The organism is Cyanobacteria bacterium FACHB-DQ100, assembly GCA_014695195.1.
GTDB lineage: Bacteria > Cyanobacteriota > Cyanobacteriia > Leptolyngbyales > Leptolyngbyaceae > Leptolyngbya.
The window spans coordinates 25,763-47,610 of the sequence record JACJNW010000044.1; the positions used below are offsets into that span (position 1 = coordinate 25,763).

Consider the following 21,848-nt stretch of genomic DNA (forward strand, 5'->3'; position numbering starts at 1 on the left):
TCAAACACAGGTGACTACTCTCCCTGTAATGCTTCGCCCTCAGTCTTAATCAACCGAGCATAAACCCCATCTCGATCGCGCAATTGCTCATGAGTTCCACGCTGTACCACTCGCCCTCGCTCTAGAACAATGATTTCATCACAATCGCGAATCGTACTCAATCGATGCGCCACAATCACGCAGGTACAACCCCGACGACGCAAATTTTGATCAATGATTTTCTCGGTTTCAGTATCTAATGCACTCGTCGCTTCATCCATCACCAAAACACTGGGATTGTAAACGAGCGATCGAGCAAGTTCCAATCGCTGTCGCTGTCCCCCGCTTAAATTCACGGCTCCTTCTAACAACAAAGCATCATATCCACCTGGAATCGATAGCACCGTGTCATGAATCGCAGCATCCTGGCAAGCATGAATTAGATAGCTATCCGGTACAGTCGCATCCCAAAGCGTCAAATTATCTCGCACAGTTCCCGCAAACAAGAAAATCTCCTGCTCGACCATGGCAACCGAGTGAGTTAACACACTCCGAGGGATCTGCGATCGTGGCTTTCCATCAAACAACACTTCACCCGACCAAGGTTCGTACAGTCCCGTGATCAATTTCGCGATCGTAGATTTGCCAGAACCGCTACCGCCAACTAAGGCAACTCGTTGCCCTGGTTTGACCGAGAGATTGAAATTTTCAATCAAAGCATCCGACGCTCGACTATAGCCATAAGTGATGTTTTTTAGCTCTACATGCCCTTGTAGCTTTGGTGTTTGAAAGACTACAGGCTGTTGTCTGGGTTCAACCTGGGGATCAGTTTCATTCTGAAGCACATCATCAAGCCGATTCAGGCTTCCTTCCAATTCCTGCAAGCTGCTTCCAAAGCTCACTAAACTATTGACAGGTCCTTGAAAGCTTCCCATCAATGATTGGAACGCAATCAGCATTCCAATACTCAAATTGCCATCCATCACTCGAAAGCCACCGACGACTAACAGCAACATCGTAGTCAATGATGAAAGCAATGAAGGTAAAGCTTCCAAAACTTGTCCGACCGTATCTAATTCTTGTTGAGCGTTGATGGCTTTGGCATAGTAACCCGCCCAGCGCGAGAAAAACTCTGATTCTAACCCCGATGCTTTCAAAGTCTCCATGCTTTGCAGTCCCGCGATCGATGCTCCTGCAACTTTGCCATGTTCTTGTACCAGCCGCATATTTGTATCAATCCGCCGCCGCGAAATCCACTGCAACGCAGATACATTGACGATCGCAAAAAACACACCAATGCTAGTTAAAACCAAGTCATACTGAATCATGACCCCCAGGTAAAAAATTAGCATCACGACTTCAATTACGGTACTCGCTAACCTTCCAGACAAAACATCTGAAACATTGTCGTTTAATCTCACTCGGTTACTAATTTCGCCTGCAAATCGTTGTGCATAGAAACTAACTGGTAATCTCAGAATGTGCCAGAGAAATTCACTCGACAGTTTCACTGATAGCTTAACTCTCAGCTTTCTCAGATAGCGCAGTTGCAGTAACGTGAGTAAAGCTTGGAGTAAGCCCGTAATCAGCATTCCTAAGATTAATGGTCGTAACCATTCATACCGACCTTCAATCAGCACATTATCGACAAAAACCTGGCTGAATACAGGAATTGCTAGTCGTGGTAACACCAAAAAGAAACCAGCGATCACACAATACAAAAGTGCACCCGTCGAACTCGACAAGCGATCGACCAGTGCTAGCATTAAACTTGGCTTTCGTCCGCCGCGCTTAAATTCATCAGTCGGTCGAATCACGAGCGCAACTCCCGTGAATGACTCATCAAACTCTTGCAGCGAAACGGTTCTAGGTCCTGTTGCCGGATCGTTGAGATAAACTCGCTGTTCCTGAATGCCCTCAACGACGAGAAAGTGGTTGAAATTCCAGAACACAATGTATGGAGGCGTTAACTCACGCACGGCTTCAATACTTTTCTTGAACCCTTTCGCGCTCATTCCATAGTTTCGCGCTGCCTTCAGCACATTTGAAGCCTTACTGCCATCGCGGGAAACGCTGCATTCTCGACGCAGTTCAGCAAGCGGCACAATCCGCCCGTAGTACGCCAAAATAATTCCTAAAGCGGCGGCTCCACATTCTACTGCTTCCATTTGTAGCACTGTGGGCGTTTTCACACGGCTTGAGGATTGGGAAGATTGGGGGAGCTTGAGCTTAATAAACACCAGTGTACGACCTCAAAATCGGGAGCAAAAATGTAATCGGCGCACGTTCTTCCACCACCACACGGGCGATCGTTGTTGTTCCTGGCGTGATTTTTAGGTCTGGTCCTTTCGATGAAGACCATTCATAGCCGCTAAAATTTCCAGCACCGGGCTGTAGTTCTGCTGTGATTTCAAGCATCGGTCCTTGAGCAGACAATCCTTTTACCAGTTCTTCATTTCCCAGTAGCGCCACTGCCCCAGCTTGGGTCACTGGAAACGGCGATACACTTTTAACCTTGGCAATAATGCCGCCAAACCGCTCACGCTTTACCGTTTGCGGTGTGATTTGGATTTGCATTCCGGGTTTGACTTTTTTACCGTCTCCAATGCTGAAGTAAGTAATGCCTTCGAGTGAGCCAGACTCATTCTCGGCAGCAATCACGCCCACCCGCAGTCCCATTGAGACAAGCTGACCATCGACTGCTGAAACTTCCAGCACTCGACCACTGTAAGGACTAACAATCTGACTTTGGTTCTTCAGTTGCAGAGTGAGTTGCGCGATCGCTCGTTGCAGTTCGTTGATCTGATTTTTACGACTTAAGTTCGCTTCAAAGGTCTGTTGTGCGACTGAAGTTTGTCTTGAGTCAAGCTCACGAAGCTGCGATCGCAACTCCGCAATCAAGCTGAGGTTCTCTAGATACGATCGCTGTGCCTCAGCTTCACGAGTATCGAGTTCTTTAAGCTGTGCTTGAATGTTCGCAATCTGAGCATTTTGATCGAGATACTGTTGCTCGGCTTGCAGAACCAGATCTTCGGTGACATATTGATCTTTGTATAGTTGTCGTCGATTGTCTAATCGTTCTTTGAGTACAGGTTTAAGCGCTTGAGCATCCCTAAGACGCTGCTGCAAATTCTGTCGTTGTACCTCCAGCGAAGTCAGTCCTTTATCTTTCAGCACTGGAGTTAGTTCTTCTGCATTCGCAATGCGCTGAGTTAGGTTGCGCCGTTGCTGCTCGATCGAAGTGGTTTCACTCGCAATTCGCTGCTGTTGCAACTGATTTGCGTCTTCACCCTGAGCTAAGAGTTCGGTGAGTTTGGCTTGTTGTTGCTGAAGCTGTTTTTTTAGTTCGGGTTGGTCGATCGTGGCAATCACATCTCCTTTTTTCACCACATCTCCAACTTTGATCCTAAGATTTTGCAGTTGCCCAGCGCTCGGAGATTGTAGCGAGGTCACTCGACGAGGATAGATTAGCACTCCTTGTCCTGCAACGGTCATCGGAATTCGCCCAAAAATGCTCCAGCCTAGCCCAATGGTTAACAATCCGCCTAATGCTGCAAGCGGTATCCAGGTTTTCGGGCGAACGACTTGCATCAATTGATCCAATCGTTCCGGCGAAGACAGCCGCTCTAGTGATTCCTTACGAAAAACATTTCGATTGGGATTAAACATACAAAGAGCTTCAATTCACTAATGACTTAACTTCCTCTTGCGGATCAATTCAACAAGTTCTGATCGTATCGATAAGCCGATGTTCTCTAATAAACTGCGAATGACACCTAAGATTAGATGGCAATCCTCTTTAGGGATAAACAGAGAATTCACGGATTTTTATTGAGATAATTAGTGAAACTACTTAGGTATTACGTAGATTTTGCTAAAACTTTACTGATTAAATTGAGTATCTAAATTCAGAAATCAGAGTAAACTGAACTCTGCAACTTTGCAAACGCTGTTAGCAAGCGAACTGATTTGCTTCTGAGTCCTAATTCTAGGAGTACAGAGTATTTACTTGTGCTGGAAATAAGAAACAGATGAAATGTTTAAATTTCGGTATTATTGCAGGACTGAATGCTGCGATCGCGCTGCAATTTGGCATCTACCCAGTTCAGGCTCAATCCCCGCCTCCAGTTCCATCAGCACCGCTTCCCACATTACAACCCAGTGTTCAACCTAAAACTTCGGTGGTTGAAGCTCCCGCAACTCCGTCTGCCGCCGATCTAACGCCCAATCCAAATCGGCTTCAGCTTCCTACTGAGACCAATCAAGTTGAAGTACAAAAAACAGTTGCGATTACCCTGAAGCAAGCGATCGAAACCGCTCAGCGCAACAGTCTTACTTTGCAGGTTGCTCAGGCACAACTGCGGCGATCGCAGGCAGCATTGCGCGAAGCAGAAGCCGCGCTCTATCCAACCTTCAGCTTTCAAGCCAGTCTCAGTCGTGATCTGTCTGCAAGCGGTGATATTGCAGTCCAAGCAACGGAGCGTCAAACCCGTCAACAGATTACTCAAGGAGAAGCAGCGCTCCGTGGTCTACTTGCATCTCCGTCACCAACTGATCCATTAAGTGCTTTCTTACAACGGAATAGCCTCTTGCAGACGCAAGCCCAACTTGCCCAAGGACAAGCTTCGCTCGACGCGCTCAAGAACTATGGCACCACCAGCTTCAATGGTTCTTTTCTACTTGAGTACGCACTCTACACGGGCGGACAAAGACCCGCATTAATTCAAGTGTTTGCAGAACAGGTTCGACAAAATCAATTGGAAGTAGAACGCATTCTGGAACAACTGCAACTAGATATCACCAATGCTTACTATGATGTGCAATCTGCCAACGAGCAAGTTCGGATTGAGACCGCAGCCGTTACCGAAGCAACACGCAGTTTGGACAACACAGAAGCGCTGTCGAAAAATGGATTAGCAACCCGCTTGGATGTTTTAAACACACAAGTTCAATTAGATAATGCCTCACAGCAACTCGTCGTGGCACAAACACAGCAGCAGGTGAGCCGTAGACGGCTTTCTCGGTTGCTCAACAGTTCAGCAACGATTACTGTAACCGCCGCAGAGCCGGTCAAACTGGCTGAACCTTGGACACTATCATTAGAGGAAAGTATTGTTCAAGCTCTGAAAAAGCGGGTCGAATTGCAGCAGCAACTCGCACAACGCAATATTAGTATCAATCAACGCAAGGCAGCAGAGGCAGCACTCCGTCCGCTAGTGGGGGTGTTCGCAAACTATAACGTATTGGCATTAGGCAATGATGCGCCAGGGGAGGCAGTTAGCCGAGGCTGGGGAGATGGCTATAGCGTCGGAATGCGCGTCCAATGGAAGTTATACGATGGAGGTGCAGCCAGAGCTAGAGCAGCGCAAGAAACGGAAAACATTGCGATCGCAGAAACCCGATTCGCGGAAACTGGGCAGCAAATCCGGTTGGATGTGGAGCAAAGCTACTTTAACTTACAGTCGAACCTGAAGAATGTTCAGACTGCGACTGCTTCCCTGAATCGAGCCAAAGAAGCGTTACGTGCAGCTAGGGTCCGGTTTGGAGCCGGGGTTGGACTTCAAAATGATGTGCTAGATGCAGAAAGTCGATTGACCCAGGCAGAAGGCAATTTAGTTCAGGCGACTCTGGGATATAATCGAGCGCTAGCTGCACTGAAGCGAGCCGTGAGTTGGGTAGAAAGTAGCCCGAATGAGCAGGGCTAGTTTATTGGAGAAAGAAAAAGCAGAATGAAAGCGTTGTTCCTGCCGTGAATAGCCCGTGAGCCTGATTGAGCATCTCAATCAAGTGCGCGACTTCCGCACTCATTCTCAGTATGAGCTATGGGTGATCCGATTGCGGGTCGTGATGGGCATGCTGAGTGGCTGTACGAGCTATCGAGCGTTAGAAGAATTTGTGACACGGCGTCAAAAAGCATTGCTGAAATTGCTGGAACTGTCTTATGCTCGCTTGCCCTCGTACTCGGCGATTTGCAAAGCAGTTGAGCGTGTTTCATATGCGTCGCTGACGAGTGCATTCCCCAAGAGTACGAGACCCATCCAATTGGGCGGAGTAGCGCGAGACGGATAGCTGAAAGGCGATGCTGCATCAAACAATTATCACCCTGCGGTGGGGCATCACGCGGAGTCTAAATAACGCTCGTGGAGGCGATAGGGGCTGCCCAGCCGATGAAACGAGTAGCCGAACGCTTGCCTACCCGGACGCTGTACTCTCCAATTCAGCGTCCGGGTAGGCAAGCTAGTAGGATATGTCACACCCGTGGCACTCTCAGATGCTTCGAGAGCGTACTGACACTAACTCCGGTAGGTAGAATTGCACCTCTGAGATAGGTCTGGTTCAGAGTAGCTTCACTTAAGCTGGTATCGCTTAAATTCGCCTCAGTAAGATTTGCTCTAGTGAGGTTCGCTTCAGTTAATGTTGCCCCAGTCAGAATTGCACCTGTAAGATTGGCGCAACTTAAGTTAGTTCGAGTTAGATTTGCCTTTGTTAAGTTCGCACCACTTAGATTGATACCCATAAGGTTTACATTTCTGAAGTTGACTGCCATTAAATTCAGATTTCGGAAGTCCCGTTGTCCCGCAGCATATCGGCTCAGAATTTCTTTGGTATTCATTTGTGTTTTAGCCTAAGTAAAGAACAATAGATCGCTGAATCGAAAAGCAGGATCAGCGATCGCAAACAAGGCAAACTCTATATATTTACAAGAGCTGCTTATAAATATAGAGTTGCACTTAAAACCCGTTGAGAACTAACGTCGAGAAGAGCCACCTCTGCGATCCCAACTTCCCCCTGAAGAACCTTTCTCCTCACGTGGCTTCGCCTTATTGACGGTCAAATCGCGCCCCATCCACTCGGCTCCATCGAGCGCACCGATCGCAGCCTCTTCTTCTGCTTCAGTTGCCATTTCGACAAATGCAAAGCCCCGAACTCGTCCCGTCTCCCGATCGGTCGGTAACTGAACCCGCTTGACTGTTCCATATTCTGCAAAGACTTCGCTGAGACTGTCTTGCATCACTTCGTAAGAAAGATTACCAACATAGATAGACATAAAAATGGCTCCAGAATCACAATGTAGAGAGATTTAGGTTCGGAGCAACACTTATATTTACATAATAAGGCATTACATAGCCGAAAATATCGCTTTAGTCTCCAGCCTAACACAGCTTCAAAGAGTGCGACGATCGTATAGAGCAATAGAGAAACGACAAATTGGGGATTGTCAGTCAATTGTTGCTGATCGCGCCTTTAATCGAAACCGCTAGAGACACTTCTAAAGGTATAGAGCCGATCTGAACTCCGCTTATATGATGAGGGGTAGAAGTTTATTAAGAAGTGTAACAATGCAATCGAACAAAGCGACTAACTTACCTCCTGTTGCCACAGAATACAATGGTGTCGATCGCAATGCTTTTCTTTTCGGCTTTAATCCTCAAGCAGAACTCTGGAACGGTCGGCTAGCAATGATTGGATTTGCTGCTTACTTATTGTGGGACTTAGCGGGCTTTAGTGTTCTGCGAAACGTTTTGCACTTGATTAAGTAGATTTGAGAATGCTTTCTCTGAGCTGCAAACTGTTGACTCAGGAGTAAGCATTAAATAATCTAGCCCCCAAATTTGAAGCGATTCGCCGCTCTAGTTCGGGGGCTTTGAAGTTTTAAGTCTTCTCCAGCAAAGGCAGCGCCAAATTCAATCCGAAATGAACGCAACTTCGGGTATGGTCGAACTCGGTCGAACGTTCTCAAGAATCGGCTCCATCGGCTGGAATCTGCGAAGTTGAACAATTCGTTTGGCTCGAAGCCGTAGGATTGGAACTGATACTGTGGTCAGGACAGTTCGAGGAAACAATAACGCCCTAGTTTGTGTCAAAATCTCCTGCGATCGCTCACAGTAATCCTACGTTTCTAAACAACGAGTTAAACTTTCAGCCCTAAGAGAATGACATCGTGATCCATACCCCACGATCGCGCCACCTGCGGCAAATATCCCCATTGCTCAAAACCGAATTTTTTCAGCAAAGTTACACTCGGTTGATTCTCAGCAAACACCACTGCAATCAAGGTGTTGATCTCTAGCTTTGGAGCCTGCCCGATCGCATAACTGAGTAACGTTTGTCCGACTCTCTGACGCTGAAATTCGGGTGCAACATACAAGCTAAACTCAGCGGTCGATTGATAAGCGGCTCTACCATAGTACATTTTGAGTCCAAGCCATCCCGCGATCGCATTGTCTCGCTCTAGTACCCAGAGTGGATATCGGCTCGAATAGCTATGAAACCAATCCAAGCGACTTTCCACGGTTACAGGTTCAATGTCGGCGGTGATCGTATGAGCGGCGATCGCGTGATTGTAGATTGTCACGATCGCGCTTAAATCAGACTCAACGGCATTTCGGATCATCGGGACGTAACCTGCTGAGAAATCCACTGAAGATAAGGATGCGAACCTGCCACAATCGGAAGGGCAATAATTTCGGGTATTTCGTAGGAGTGAAGTTCACGAATTTTGGCTTCGAGCGCAGCGAAGCGATCGAGATCCGCTTTGATCATTAGTTGCCATTCTTCTGCGTGTTCGAGTTCGTCTTGCCAAGTGTAAATCGATTGCACCGGGAAAAGTGTGACACAGGCTGCTAACTTTGCCGAAACGAGCGATCGGGCGAGGGTTTCTGCTTCGGATTTCGATGCAGCCGTGACGAATACGACTCCATACGTTGCTTCTGCCATGAGTTCTCTACAATAAATATGCTTGTTTTCAGTTTAGGTGAGTCGGGATGAGTGGGAAAATTCTGTTAGCGCTAATTTGGGTGGGGTTTGTTGGGTATGCGTTTACGCTTGCGCCTCCCAATCAGCCGGATACGTTTGAGTTGATCAAAAATCTTTCAATGGCGAATGTCGCGGGAATTAATCCCTTGATCGTCGCGCTGTTTAATATCATGGGCTTTTTGCCATTGGCGTATGCTTGCATTACGTTTTTAGACGGTCGATCGCAAAAGATTCCAGCGTGGCTGTTTACAGCAGCATCCTTTGGAGTGGGTGCGTTTTCGCTGTTGCCATATCTGATCTTTCGCAAATCCAATCCGACGTTTACCGGACAGAAGAACTGGTTTCTGAAGCTGATGGATTCGCGGATTACAGGCGGCGCGATCGCGCTGGGTGCGATTGGATTATTTCTCTATGGTGTGACAAATGGCGATTGGAGTAATTTTGTGCAGCAGTGGCAAACCGATCGATTCATTCATGTGATGAGTTTAGATTTTTGTTTATTGTGTGGACTATTTCCCGTGTTATTGCAAGATGACATTAAACGACGGGGTTTAGAAAATTCCCAAGCGTTTAGGATTCTGTCATTTCTGCCGTTCTTTGGAGCGTTGATGTATTTGGTACTGCGTCCACCGACGATCGAACCATCCACTTCTGTGTCCCCTGAAAAAGTCCCGGCATGAACTGGCAAACTCCACCGGACGAATTGAGGCTGGGCGATTCAGAGGTTCACATCTGGCTGACGAACTTAGATGCGATCTCACCCTCATTTGAGATGCTCTCGATCGGTGAACGATCGAGAGCCGATCGCTTTAAGTTCGAGCAGCATCGACAGCGATTTATTGCAGGGCGGGGATTTCTGCGATCGCTCCTCGGTTGCTATCTCAACACTGATCCCGCAACTTTAGAATTTGACTATGGCGCCCACGGAAAGCCGTTTCTCAAGCATTCAACCCTTCAGTTTAATCTGGCACATTCACAGCATTTAGCGCTTCATGCTGTCACTTACGATCGTGCAGTTGGCATTGATATTGAACAGATTCGAGTGATCGATCAGGTTGAGAGATTAGCGCAACGGTTTTTTCTACCCTCAGAAGCCGAAGCAGTTCAGACACAGCCTGATTTATTTTTTCAGTATTGGACGTGCAAAGAAGCGTTTCTCAAAGCAACAGGCATCGGGCTTTCAGGGCTGAAAGAGATAGAAATTGATCGCTTTCAGCTAAGAAGCATTCCGCCTGAAGCTCGATCGCAACAATGGCAACTGCATCCCATTACAATCAGTGATCAATTTGCAGGCGCGATCGTGATTGAGCAAAATTGTTCTCAGTTAGACCTGCGCTACTTTCACATTGAAGCGAGTTCAACAGATTTACACGCTTTACGAATTCAGGATTACAGGGAATAATGGGGCATTCTTTCTCTAGCCCGGATTATGACTTTATCTGCTCAACGATCGCTGAAACACTCGGCGCTTTGCTTCTTACTTTCTGTGCCTGTTTGGTTAACGGCTTGCTCGACCGCGCCTCAAACTTCGACCACGACTTCTAGCCCTGCTTCCCCGGTCGCCGCAACAAACGAGAACAAACCTGCAAAGTTTGCTTTAATTTTGAGCGCTCCGCCAACAGACAAATCCTGGAACCAAAAAGCCTTTGAAGCTACCCAAGCACTCAAAGCCAAAGGAGTCGAAGTGGCAGTGTCGGAGTCAGTCTCTAACTCGGATGTCGAACGAGTGCTAAGGCAATATGCAGAAGCGGGATTTACGACGATCGTCGCGCATTCTTTTAACTATGGCGATGCTGTCTTTAAGGTGGCAAAAGAGTTTCCGAATGTGAACTTTGCTTGGGCAGGTGGGATTAACAAAACTGCGACTAATGTTGCAGACTATGACCAGCCATTTTATCAAGGCGCTTACTTAGTGGGCATCGTGGCAGCAAAACTCAGCAAGACCGGGAAGCTGGGAGCGCTTTCTGGGTTTGATATTCCCGTGTGTCATGCCATGGGTGAAGCGATGTTAGCGGGGGCAAAAACCGTTCGTCCGGATGTGACATTGACCAGTGCTGCAGTGGGAGATTGGTACGATGTGGCAAAAGCCAAAGAAGCCGCATTATCACAGGCAGAAACTGGGGTAGATTATTGGATCGGCTGTGGACAAGGGCCGACGATCGGGCAAATCGAAGCCGCAAAACAAAAGGGGGGCTATGTCACAAGCTACGTCGGCGATATGTCTTCAATGGGCGAAAAAGTCGTTGCAACGAATTTGATTTGGAACTTAGAGCCACTGTTCAGCCGGATGCTCGAAGACACCAAAGCGAAGAAGTTTGCCAACCAGTATTACAAAATGGGCGTTGCTGACAATGTGGTCAGCGTTGAAGTGAATCCAGCCGTGAAAGATAAAGTGCCGGCTGATCAACTCAAGGCGTTAGAAGCGGCTCGCGCCAAGATTGCGTCTAATGAGCTGAAAGTTCCATTTGTGCCGAAGAAATAGACGGTAACTGTTGTTCTAAGGTGCAGACTATGACTTCCAAATCAGACGCGATCGCAATCGAGATGCGCGGCATCACTAAGCGATTTCCGGGAACGATCGCGAACCAAGCGATCGACTTTACGGTAAGAGCAGGTGAGATTCACGCGCTCTTGGGTGAAAACGGTGCGGGTAAAACTACATTGATGAACATTCTCTGTGGACTCTACACGCCAGATCTGGGAGAAATTCGATTGTTTGGTCAGTCGGTGCAGTTTCGCTCTCCCAAAGCTGCGATTCGTGCTGGAATTGGCATGGTGCATCAACACTTTATGCTGGTTGAGTCGTTTACTGTGGCTGAGAACATTGTCTTGGGAACGACTCGATCGCTAATGCGAGAACCACCTCAACGCCTTCACACCAGAATTCAAGGTTTAGCGGCTCAGTATGGCTTGAAGCTTGATCCGGCGGCGAAAGTGTGGCAGTTGTCCGTGGGGGAACAACAGCGCATCGAAATTCTCAAAGCGCTTTATCACAATGCTCGAATTCTGATCTTGGATGAGCCAACCGCAGTGTTGACTCCACAAGAAGCCGAAGATTTGAGTGCAACATTACGATCGCTCTCTGCTCAAGGAACTACGATTATTTTTATCTCACACAAGCTCAAGGAAGTGATGTCCCTGTGCGATCGAGTCACGGTTCTGCGCGATGGGCAGACTGTTGGAACTGTTGTGATCAAGGACTGTACAGAAAAAGCGTTAGCGCAAATGATGGTCGGACGCGAGGTTGATTTATCACGTAAGTCACAAAGGTCGTCCAAAGCAACCACACCAGCATTAACGCTAAAAGATGTTTGGGTGATGGGCGATCGAAGTCTTCCAGCATTGCGAGGCATCAATCTAACAGTTCATGCAGGTGAGATCTTGGGGATTGCTGGTGTGGATGGGAACGGACAACGAGAACTAGAAGAAGCGATCGTCGGCTTACGAACGGTACAAGGTGAAATTAAGTTAGACGGCAAGTTAGCTCACATTCCCTCGGATCGCTATTCGATGGGATTGTTAACCGAGTTTTCGATCGCAGAAAACTTCGTTCTTAAAGATATCCAGCATCCGCCGTTTAGCTGGAAAGGTTTACTCCGCCCACAGTTGATCTTTAAGAATGCGATCGACCTCATTCAACGGTTTCTCATTCGTACCCCTTCTCCGAATGTTCCTGCTGGAAAATTGTCCGGCGGCAATGCCCAAAAAGTAGTGTTTGCAAGAGAACTATCTCGCGATCATCAAGTGCTATTAGCAGCACAACCCACACGCGGATTGGACATTGGTGCAACGGAATTTGTACATAGTCAATTGATCGCCCGGCGTGATGCAGGAACGGCTGTTTTATTGATCTCGACTGAGCTTGATGAAGTTATGCGATTAAGCGATCGGATTGCCGTGCTGTACGAAGGCAAAATTGTCGAAGTTCTGGATGTTGCACAAGCAAATCTCGATCGACTTGGACTATTAATGGCAGGGAGGAACCACGCTTGAATCTCACGCTTTCCCGATCAGTTCAACTGAGAGCCTTTGCTCCTTGGATGGGTGGATTGATTGCACTGTTACTGGGCGCTGTGTTGATTCAATTAAGCGGTGCGAATCCGCTCCAAGCCTACGGGGTTATGCTTGCGGGTGCATTTGGTGGCTTTCGGCAGCTCACTGAAACATTGTTAAAAGCAACGCCACTGTTAATCATTGGGTTGGGAATGACGATCGCGTTTCGCTGTCGCGTGTGGAACATTGGTGCAGAAGGACAGTATTACATTGGGGCATTGTTGGGAAGCATTGTTGCCCTGAAATTGCCGGGCTTGAATGCTGTTATTCTAATTCCATTGATGCTAATGGCTGGAATGCTGGGTGGTGTGATTTGGAGCGCGATCGCCGGACTCCTACACCTAAAGCGCGGCATGAATTTGATTATTTGCACCTTAATGCTGAACTATGTCGGAATTCTGCTGGTGCAATATGCAGCGCGGGTTCCTTTACAGCAACCGGATGGATTTTTGCCCGAATCGGCTCAGTTTAGTGTTGCAGCTCAGATTCCAACCTTGTTTGGAACCCGATTGCATTTGGGAATGGTTCTGGCGGTGTTGCTGGTGGGTGGGGTTTACCTGCTGCTGTGGCGGACTCCGCTTGGGTTTCAGCTTCGGGCAGTCGGATCACGCCTAAGTGTGGCACGTTGCGCGGGAATGAAGGTCGATCGTAGCATTCTCACAGCATTGTTACTGAGTGGCGCGCTCTCAGGACTGGCAGGCATCCTCGAAGTGAGCTACACCTACACGCGGCTAAAAGGAGATATTTCAGATAGCTATGGATTTAGTGGCATTCTCGTTGCATTGTTGGGTCAACTGCACCCGATCGGCGTTTTGATTGCTGCGGTGTTATTTTCAGCATTAATGGTTGGGGCACAGTCGCTCAATGTTGTATTGCAAATTCCCGCTTCGGTGGCAGAAGTGATTCAAGCATTAGTGGTGCTGTTTGTGCTGGCGGGTCATGCTATTTCGCGACAATCTGAATCGGAGTAAGAGCAATGCCGTGGGAACAGATTTTAACCTGGAGTTTTGTCGTCGGTTTGCTGACCGCAGGCATTCGATTAGCAGTGCCTGTATTGTTAGCGGTGCTTGGAGAAATTATCTCAGAGCGATCGGGCGTGATGAATCTCGGACTCGAAGGTGTGATGCTGGTCGGAGGATTATCGGGATTCATTGTTGCCTATCAATTAGAGCAAGCCGGGATTAGCGGCGCGGACTGGTTTGGATTGTTCGCAGGGCTATCTGGAGGAGCAATCATGGGGTTGCTGATGGCGGTTTTAGCGGTTCGATTTAAGACGGATCAAGTGGTGACAGGGGTAACACTCGTATTGCTTGGACAAGGCTTAACTTCATTTGTATTTCGCAAATTTAGCGCTCTATCTGGGACGCGGGTGAAAGGCTTAGAAGCTTGGGCAATTCCGGGACTCTCAAAGATTCCAGTGATCGGAGATATTCTGTTTAATCACAACGCGATCGTCTATCTCACGGTGATCTTAGTGATTCTCTGCTCGGTTTTTCTCTTTCGCACCAATTGGGGACTGGCGTTACGTGCAGTGGGAGAAAATCCCGCAGCCGCAGAAACCTCTGGATTGAACGTCAATCGCATTCGTACTCTTGCGGTGATGGTTGGGTCAGCCTTTGCCGGGTTCGGGGGAGCTGTGCTGACGGTGGTGCAGCTCAATATCTTTACCGAAGGCATCATTGCGGGGCGGGGCTGGATTGCGATCGCGCTCGTCTTTTTCTCGCGCTGGCAACCGATTTGGGGATTAGTCGGGGCGGTGTTGTTCGGGGTTGCCGATGCGCTGCAATATCGAATTCAGGCATTCGGGTTAAGGGATCTTCCCTATGAATTTCTATTGATGCTACCGTATGTGTTGACGCTGCTCGTCTTGTTACGCGGAACTGTTCGCAGCGATACGCCTGCTGCGTTAGGTGTCCCGTACTTTAAAGGTAAACGGTAAGCTGGAGAAGCTCAAATGGTTGGATTGATCGCTGCACCTCAAAAGAACAATCGCTCGATTGAGTCGGTGTTGCTAGATGAATGGTATCCCGTCGCGCGATCGAGCGAAATTCAGCCCGGAACAGCGCGATCGGTGCAACTGTTTGAGACGGACTTGGTACTATGGCGCGGTGAAAATACTGGGGTCGTGGCATGGCTCGATCGTTGTCCCCATCGCAGCGTTAAGCTCTCTCCCGGAACGGTCGAAGCAGATACTTTAGTATGTCCTTATCATGGACTCGCCTTTGATGCTCAAGGGCAATGTGTCAAAGTTCCAGCGCATCCGAACTATCCCCCGCCCAAGCAAGCCTGCACCACAACCTTCCCGGTACTGGAGCGATATGGCGTAATTTTTGTTTCATTGGGCGATCCGCCTGCCGATGTTGTCCCTTTTGCAGAATGGGATGATCCAGACTATCGCACTTATCTAAGCGGCGGACACCGATTTCGCTGTAGTGGATTAAGAGCGATCGAAAACTTTCTGGATGTGGCACATTTGCCGTTTGTTCATGCGGGGATCTTAGGTGTGCCCGAACAGCCTGTGATCGAAGACTACGAAGTTCAGACGATCGACACCGGCATTTACATGAGAAACATTCAAATCTGGCAACCTGATCCCGATGGCACAGGCAAAGACGGGATTGCGACCTACGACTATTGGACGCTTCGACCGTTAATGGTTGCTCTGAAGAAAGAAAGAGCGAGTGGGCAAACAATGGTGCTGCTTTACTGTGTCGCTCCGATTTCCGAAGAAGAGTGTGTCGGATGGATGTGGGGCGCTTTGAACTATGCTCATCACATTCCAGAAGCAGACCTTGTGGCATTTCAAGACACTGTAATCTTGCAAGATGTCGCGAACCTGGAATCCCACAACCCAAAGCGGCTCCCGCTTGATCCGCAGATGGAATTTCATCTGCCGAGCGATCGTGCTTCTTTGGCGTACCGCAAGTGGTTGAAACAGAGCGGTGTCACTTATGGAACCGTGCGCTAATTTGAGTTAAATCTATCCACAGATACAAGACAGTAATGCCCTTTTCGATAGATAGTCAAATACGGAGAATCGCGCTATGGGAAATACATGTGATCTTGCGTCTTAGGAACGCAGATTTATTCATGCTAGAATCTTTGCCCTCATCCCCTAACTCCTTCTCTCACTTGGGGGTAAGGACGAATTAGTCTTGTCATGAGCGCTCTCTTATTGAGTCCCCGTTCCTTAGCGATCAAATTTGCTAACCTTAAAGGCGATCGCTCGTCGATTATTGATGCGAGAAGACCAGGATAAATTAAGTGCTGCATTCGCCTGACATCAGTAAAGCCTTCGTTCGCATTACCGAGAGCCTAGCACAGCGCTCCTCAAGAACACCAAATTTTCAAGCAGAAAATCGGGCACTGCAAATCCTGGCGCAACAACTTGCAGGAGATGCTCGATCGCTGCTCAAAACCCTGACCCATCTGGCGATCGAACTCTGTCAAGCCGATGCCGTTGGAATCAGCCTGCTCGAAGACACTATGTTTCGATGGGTGTCGATTTCAGGAACCCTCAGCCATTGGGAGGCTCAAACTGTCGCCGTCGATTTGAGTCCCTGTGGCACAACCGTCCGAACTCGGCAACCGCAGTTGTATACCTGCCCGGAAATCTATTTCTCCGACCTATGTCATCTCGATCGTCCACTGGCTGAAGTGCTGTTGATTCCTTTGTTTGCCGATCAGCAAGTCCTTGGCACTATTTGGACGGTTACCCATGATCTTGATCGTCATTTCGACCTCGAAGACCTGCGCATTTTGACCAATCTCTCTGGCTTTATCAGTGCAGCGTTAGCGAACCTAAGAGTTAGACAAACCGCTGAGGAACTCCTTCAGCGCGAACAAGCCTTTAACAAAGCTGCAAATCGAGCGATCGACATTCTCGAAAGCACAACGGATTGCTTTGTGTCCCTCGATCACGATTGGCGCATTACCTATGTGAATCAAGCCACCGCAAAACTCAATGCGCTCTCCCCGGCTGAGATGATCGGGAAGACGCACTGGGAAATGTGGTCTTGGTCGGCTGGAACTATTGTCGAACACAACTATCGTCAAGCGGTTGCAACTCAAACTCCGGCGCACTTTGAGGTGCTGTATGAACCCCTGGAGATGTGGTTAGAGATTCATGCTTATCCCTCGATCGACGGTCTCAATCTATTCTTTCGCAACATCAGCGATGCAAAGCACCGCGAAGTGGAACGCAAACGAGCGGAACTGCTTTTAAGCCAACAATATGCCGAAATTGAAGCGATTTACAACACGGCTCCGATCGGCTTGGCGGTTCTAGATCTTAACTATCGCTTTGTGCGCCTCAACCCGAAGTTGGCGGAAATTGACGGACGGTCTGTGGAAGATCATTTAGGTCGATCGATACGCGAAATTGTGCCTGCCATTGCCGACCAATTAGAATCCATCTTTCAGCAGCTCTTAGCGACCGGAGAGACGGTGTTAAATCTCGAAATTAGCGGCGAAACTCCCTCGCAACCCGGACAGCAGCGCGTCTGGCTGGGAAGCTGGTTTCTGCTGCGTGATTCAAACGGTGAGAGTATTGGCATCAATGCAGTCGTGCAGGAAATCACCAGCCGTAAGCAGTCCGAAGCAAAGCTGAGTGAAAGTGAAGAACGCCTACGTATGGCGCTGGTGGCTGCTAATCAAGGTCTGTATGATCTGAACGTGCAGACCGGAGAAACGATCGTCTCTCCCGAATATGCTCAGATGCTTGGTTACGATCTAGAAACGTTCTGCGAAACGAATGCGGCGTGGCGAGAACGGCTGCACCCGGACGATTGGGAAGCCGTGAGCCGAAATTACGAAGACTATCTCTCTGGTCAACGCAGCGACTATCGCGTTGAATTTCGCCAACGGACACGATCGGGCAATTGGAAGTGGATTCTATCGCTCGGCAAAATTGTCGCTTGGGATGCCGATGGACGACCCCTGCGAATGCTGGGAACGCATACGGATATCGACGATCGCAAAGCTGCCGAAGCCGAACGCGAACAGCTTCTACTGAGAGAACAAGCTGCCAGAGAAGAAGCCGAACGCGCAAACCGCATCAAAGACGAATTTCTCGCTGTCCTCTCTCACGAACTCAGAACCCCGCTGAATCCGATTCTCGGCTGGAGCAAACTGTTGCAAACCGGAAAACTCGATGCAGATCGAACCCGGCAAGCTCTCGTCACGATCGAGCGCAATGCTCAACTGCAAACCCAACTGATCGATGATTTGCTCGATGTCTCGCGGATTTTGCGCGGCAAACTGACTTTAAATGCTCAGCCCGTGAACCTAAAAACCGTGCTCGAAGCGGCGATCGAAACCGTTCGCCTCGCCGCCGAAGCCAAATCAATTCAGATCAAAACTGCATTCGATGGGATTGGTATAGTTCTCGGCGATTCGGGGCGATTACAGCAAGTCGTCTGGAACCTGCTAACCAATGCGGTGAAATTTACCCCGCCGCACGGACGAGTCAAAGTCGAACTGACAGCAACCGTAACTCAGGCTCAAATCCAGGTCATCGATACCGGGAAGGGCATTGCTCCTGGATTTTTACCACAGGTTTTTGAGCAATTTCGACAAGCGGATTCTTCCACCACGCGCCGATTTGGAGGGCTAGGCTTGGGGCTGGCGATCGCTCGTCAATTGGTCGAACTGCATGGCGGCACGATCGCAGCCGCAAGTCCCGGAGAAGAACAAGGCGCAACCTTCACCGTTTGCCTGCCGCTGGCTTCAGCGTTTGCGATCGCGTCGTGCCCCGGAGGGTTCACCGCTCCAAACTCACCAACTTCAGGCTCTCTCGCAGGAGTCCGAGTCTTACTGGTCGATGATGAAACGGATGCACGAGAGCTCGCACAGTTTATTTTGCAGCAAGCGGGCGCGATCGTCTTGAGTACAGCATCGGCAACTGTGGCGCTACAAATTCTGCAAGGAGCGACTGTTGATCTACTGATAAGTGATATTGGAATGCCCGACTGTAATGGCTATCAACTACTCAAAGCCATTCGCTCTCGTGGGCATCAATTTCCTGCGATCGCGCTTTCTGCTTACGCAGGAGAACTCAATCAAGCGAAATCGCATCAGGCAGGATTTCAGCAGCATCTCTCGAAACCGCTTGATCCAGCTTTACTGATTACTGCCATCACTACCTGCTTGTATCCTGCTTCATAAAATCTTTCTTTAAGGCGACGAGACCGCTTTATCTTTGGTGTATATCTACACTGAGCGACTCTTGTGCCTGTGTTATGACGATTCGCCCGTCCTCTGTCTTTTTCGCTATCATTCGTCGAATTCGGCAGCGCCTCGGATTAATTTCGCTCGATCGTCAGTCTCAGCCCCCCCAACAGCAGATTCTCGACATTCTCGAAAGCATTTCCGATGCGTTCTTCTCGCTTGACCAACAATGGCGCTTTACCTATGTCAATTCTCAAGCCACACAGGTTCTGAATCGCTCAAAAGCAGACCTCATTGGTAAAAGCATTTGGGAAGTATTCCCTGAAGCGGAAGACAGTGTATTTGGACAAGAATACCGGCGGGCTGTGGCTGAACGAATCACGGTGAGCCTGGAGGCTTTTTATCCACCCTTGAATGCTTGGTTTACAGTCCGCGCCTATCCGATCGTCTCCGGGCTTGCGGTGTACTTTCAAGATGTGACCGCACAAAAATCAGCAGAAGCCGCTCAGCTTCAGCAGCGGCAAACGGCTCAGCGCCGACGCGCCGAAATTGAGGCAATTTACGCCACTGCGCCTGTAGGACTATGCTTTAACGATACCGACTTGCGCTATGTGCGGATCAATCAACAATTAGCAGAAATTAATGGCGTTCCAATCCAGCAGCACCTCGGACGAACGGTGCGCGAGGTGCTTCCAGAACTTGCAGATCAGCTAGAACCAATCTACCGACAAGTGATCGAGACTGAGAAACCCATTCTTAATCTGGAAGTGAGCGGCATGAATCCGGCTCAGCCTGGAGTGCTGCGAACTTGGCTATCGAGCTTTTACCCCCTTAAAAGCGAGGACGATCACGTTTTGGGCGTAAATGTCGTGGTGCAGGAAATCACCGCACTCAAGCAGCGAGAAACCGAACGCAAACAAGCAGAGGAAGCCCTACGACAATCCGAAGAACGCTATCGATCGCTGTTTAACTCGATCGATGAAGGTTTTGCCGTCATTGAACTCCTGTTCGACGACGCTGACAAAGCGATCGATTATCGCTTTCTCGAAGTCAATCCAATCTTTGAGCAACAAGCCGGACTCAAGAATGCAGTCGGAAAAACAATACGTGAGTTCGTTCCTGATCTTGAGAGTCATTGGTTTGAGATTTATGGCAGAGTGGCGCTAACTGGAGAACCCGTTCGGTTTGAAAATGGTTCTGAATCAATGAACCGCTGGTTTGATGTCTATGCGTTTCGCGTCGAGGAACCCGAAAAGCGCAAAGTCGCGATTTTGTTTAGAGATGTCACCGATCGCAAGCGCACCGAGAAGGAACTGCGCCAGAAGAACGCCATTTTGAATGTGATTAACGCCGCCGCTCCAACGCCGATTTTTGTCAAAGACCGAGCCGGACGAATTATCTATGCCAATCCTGCCACGCTAGAAACGTTAGGTAAGACGGCAGATCAGGTGATCGGATATCGCGACTCTGAAATCTACTCTCCACCCGAACTCGGTGAGATCGTCTCAGAAAACGACCAGCGCATCATGACCACCGGACAAACCGAAGTCGTCGAAGAGTCTCCCGATGGCATTCGCACTTTTTTGGGAACGAAAACGCCTTATCGCAATGAAACAGGAGAAGTGATTGGCTTAATTGGCATCTCGAATGACATCACCGAACGAGTACAATTCGAGCGCGAACGAGAACGCCTATTTCAGCAAGAGCAAGCTGCCCGCGAAGCCGCAGAGCAAGCCAACCGCCTCAAAGACGAATTTCTCGCAGTTCTCTCTCACGAACTAAGAACGCCCCTGAATCCCATTTTGGGCTGGATTAGACTGTTACAAAACGGGCGCTTAGATCCTGCAAGAACCGCAGAGGCACTGAATACGATCGAGCGCAACGCCAAACTTCAAACCCAACTGATCGATGATCTGCTCGATATTTCTCGCATTATGCGCGGTAAGCTCAGCCTCAACCGCTACCCTGTCAATGTTGCCTCAGTGATTCAAGCCGCTGCAGAGACGATTCGACTCACCGCCGAAGCCAAACAAATCACCTTTGACTTGCAATCTGATCGCCAAGATTACTTTGTGTTTGGGGATGCGGGACGATTGCAGCAAGTGTTTTGGAATTTGCTCTCCAACGCTGTGAAATTCACCCCAGAAGCGGGAAGAGTGACGATTCATCTGACGCAAATCGAGCATCAGGCTCAGGTGCAAATTACGGATACAGGAATTGGAATTCGCCCAGACTTTTTGCCTCATCTGTTTGAACACTTTCGGCAAGAGGACGGCTCAATTACTCGCAAGTTTGGCGGCTTAGGATTGGGGTTAGCAATCGCTCGTCAAATCATGGAATTACACAGCGGCACGATTTCCGCCGAAAGCCAGGGAGAAAATCAAGGCGCAACGTTTACGGTGCAATTGCCATTACTTCCGCAAGTTCCAGAGGAAGCGGTTGCTTCTACACCTGTCACGCCTCCTACGGTGGATATACCCTTGGGCGGGATTCGAGCAGTGATCGTCGATGATAACGCTGACACACGAGAATTTCTCACCTTCTTATTAGAAACAAACGGCGCGACCGTAATCACGGTTGACTCAGCCCTTGAAGCGTTGATTTTGGTTAAGCAAGCTCCACCTGACATTCTCCTGAGTGATATTGGAATGCCAGAAATGACGGGTTATGAGTTCATTCGAGCCGTTCGCGCCGCGAAGATTGCAATTCCTGCGATCGCGCTGACCGCTTATGCGAAGGAGTTCGATCGCCAACAAGCCCTTGAATCTGGATTTCAGCAGCATCTTGCAAAGCCAATCCAGCCAGAAGCGCTCGTTGCAGCCGTGCTGGAGCTAGTTCAGCAAAGCGCTGCTCGCGATTCCCAGAGTTAAAACTCCCAGACTAGAATGGCA

Annotated in this window: 18 protein-coding genes; 12 read left to right on the top strand and 6 right to left on the bottom strand. The window is 48.9% G+C overall.

Annotated features, from left to right (window positions below; translation table 11 throughout):
- Nucleotides 1-14 precede the first annotated feature (14 nt).
- Both H6F51_25075 and H6F51_25080 read right to left on the bottom strand, forming a co-directional pair.
- A complete protein-coding gene (locus H6F51_25075; protein ID MBD1825746.1) occupies nt 15-2,171 on the bottom strand; it encodes an NHLP family bacteriocin export ABC transporter peptidase/permease/ATPase subunit in 2,157 nt (718 codons plus the stop codon).
- 37 nt (nt 2,172-2,208) lie between these two features.
- Nucleotides 2,209-3,648, bottom strand: coding sequence for an NHLP bacteriocin system secretion protein (locus H6F51_25080; protein ID MBD1825747.1), 1,440 nt, complete (start codon nt 3,646-3,648; stop codon nt 2,209-2,211).
- A gap of 362 nt (nt 3,649-4,010) precedes the next feature.
- Between H6F51_25080 and H6F51_25085 the strand changes: the two genes are divergently transcribed.
- Entirely contained in the window at nt 4,011-5,684 is a 1,674-nt protein-coding gene (locus H6F51_25085) for a TolC family protein (protein MBD1825748.1), read from the top strand.
- A 55-nt stretch (nt 5,685-5,739) separates the two neighbouring features.
- On the top strand, nt 5,740-6,048 hold the full coding sequence (locus H6F51_25090; protein ID MBD1825749.1) for a transposase family protein: 309 nt from the start codon (nt 5,740-5,742) through the stop codon (nt 6,046-6,048).
- Between the two features lie 181 nt (nt 6,049-6,229).
- Here the strand turns inward: H6F51_25090 and H6F51_25095 are convergent, their stop codons facing one another.
- On the bottom strand, nt 6,230-6,592 hold the full coding sequence (locus H6F51_25095) for a pentapeptide repeat-containing protein (protein MBD1825750.1): 363 nt from the start codon (nt 6,590-6,592) through the stop codon (nt 6,230-6,232).
- A gap of 135 nt (nt 6,593-6,727) precedes the next feature.
- Nucleotides 6,728-7,027 (bottom strand): RNA-binding protein, encoded by a 300-nt coding sequence (locus tag H6F51_25100; GenBank protein MBD1825751.1) that lies wholly within the window; start codon nt 7,025-7,027, stop codon nt 6,728-6,730.
- Nucleotides 7,028-7,319: 292 nt separating this feature from the next.
- On the opposite strand from H6F51_25100, the gene H6F51_25105 reads away from it, so the two are divergent.
- Nucleotides 7,320-7,520 carry a high light inducible protein gene (locus tag H6F51_25105; GenBank protein MBD1825752.1) on the top strand — a complete coding sequence of 67 codons (201 nt, stop codon included), beginning with the start codon at nt 7,320-7,322 and terminating at the stop codon, nt 7,518-7,520.
- A 371-nt stretch (nt 7,521-7,891) separates the two neighbouring features.
- On the opposite strand, the gene H6F51_25110 is transcribed toward H6F51_25105, so the two are convergent.
- The gene (locus tag H6F51_25110) at nt 7,892-8,374 is read right to left on the bottom strand and encodes an N-acetyltransferase (protein ID MBD1825753.1); all 483 of its coding nucleotides are present in this window, start codon (nt 8,372-8,374) and stop codon (nt 7,892-7,894) included.
- Nucleotides 8,371-8,697: a divalent-cation tolerance protein CutA gene (locus H6F51_25115; protein MBD1825754.1), complete on the bottom strand. Its 327-nt coding sequence runs from the start codon at nt 8,695-8,697 to the stop codon at nt 8,371-8,373. Before H6F51_25115 ends, H6F51_25110 begins: the two co-directional genes overlap by 4 nt.
- 47 nt (nt 8,698-8,744) lie before the next feature.
- On the opposite strand from H6F51_25115, the gene H6F51_25120 reads away from it, so the two are divergent.
- The 9 genes from H6F51_25120 to H6F51_25160 all read left to right on the top strand — a co-directional run bounded on the left by H6F51_25120 (nt 8,745) and on the right by H6F51_25160 (nt 21,827).
- Complete coding sequence (locus H6F51_25120; protein ID MBD1825755.1) at nt 8,745-9,416, top strand: DUF2834 domain-containing protein; 672 nt, start codon at nt 8,745-8,747, stop codon at nt 9,414-9,416.
- Nucleotides 9,413-10,138: a 4'-phosphopantetheinyl transferase superfamily protein gene (locus tag H6F51_25125; protein MBD1825756.1), complete on the top strand. Its 726-nt coding sequence runs from the start codon at nt 9,413-9,415 to the stop codon at nt 10,136-10,138. Before H6F51_25120 ends, H6F51_25125 begins: the two co-directional genes overlap by 4 nt.
- Nucleotides 10,139-10,165: 27 nt before the next feature.
- On the top strand, nt 10,166-11,218 hold the full coding sequence (locus H6F51_25130) for a BMP family protein (protein ID MBD1825757.1): 1,053 nt from the start codon (nt 10,166-10,168) through the stop codon (nt 11,216-11,218).
- Nucleotides 11,219-11,280: 62 nt separating this feature from the next.
- Nucleotides 11,281-12,729, top strand: coding sequence for an ABC transporter ATP-binding protein (locus H6F51_25135; GenBank protein ID MBD1825758.1), 1,449 nt, complete (start codon nt 11,281-11,283; stop codon nt 12,727-12,729).
- A 47-nt stretch (nt 12,730-12,776) separates the two neighbouring features.
- Complete coding sequence (locus H6F51_25140) at nt 12,777-13,760, top strand: ABC transporter permease (protein MBD1825759.1); 984 nt, start codon at nt 12,777-12,779, stop codon at nt 13,758-13,760.
- Nucleotides 13,761-13,765: 5 nt separating this feature from the next.
- The gene (locus H6F51_25145) at nt 13,766-14,728 is read left to right on the top strand and encodes an ABC transporter permease (protein MBD1825760.1); all 963 of its coding nucleotides are present in this window, start codon (nt 13,766-13,768) and stop codon (nt 14,726-14,728) included.
- 15 nt (nt 14,729-14,743) lie between these two features.
- Nucleotides 14,744-15,757, top strand: coding sequence for an aromatic ring-hydroxylating dioxygenase subunit alpha (locus H6F51_25150; GenBank protein ID MBD1825761.1), 1,014 nt, complete (start codon nt 14,744-14,746; stop codon nt 15,755-15,757).
- Between the two features lie 296 nt (nt 15,758-16,053).
- Nucleotides 16,054-18,954 carry a PAS domain-containing protein gene (locus tag H6F51_25155; protein ID MBD1825762.1) on the top strand — a complete coding sequence of 967 codons (2,901 nt, stop codon included), beginning with the start codon at nt 16,054-16,056 and terminating at the stop codon, nt 18,952-18,954.
- A 74-nt stretch (nt 18,955-19,028) separates the two neighbouring features.
- The gene (locus H6F51_25160) at nt 19,029-21,827 is read left to right on the top strand and encodes a PAS domain-containing protein (protein ID MBD1825763.1); all 2,799 of its coding nucleotides are present in this window, start codon (nt 19,029-19,031) and stop codon (nt 21,825-21,827) included.
- The last annotated feature ends 21 nt before the right edge of the window (nt 21,828-21,848 follow it).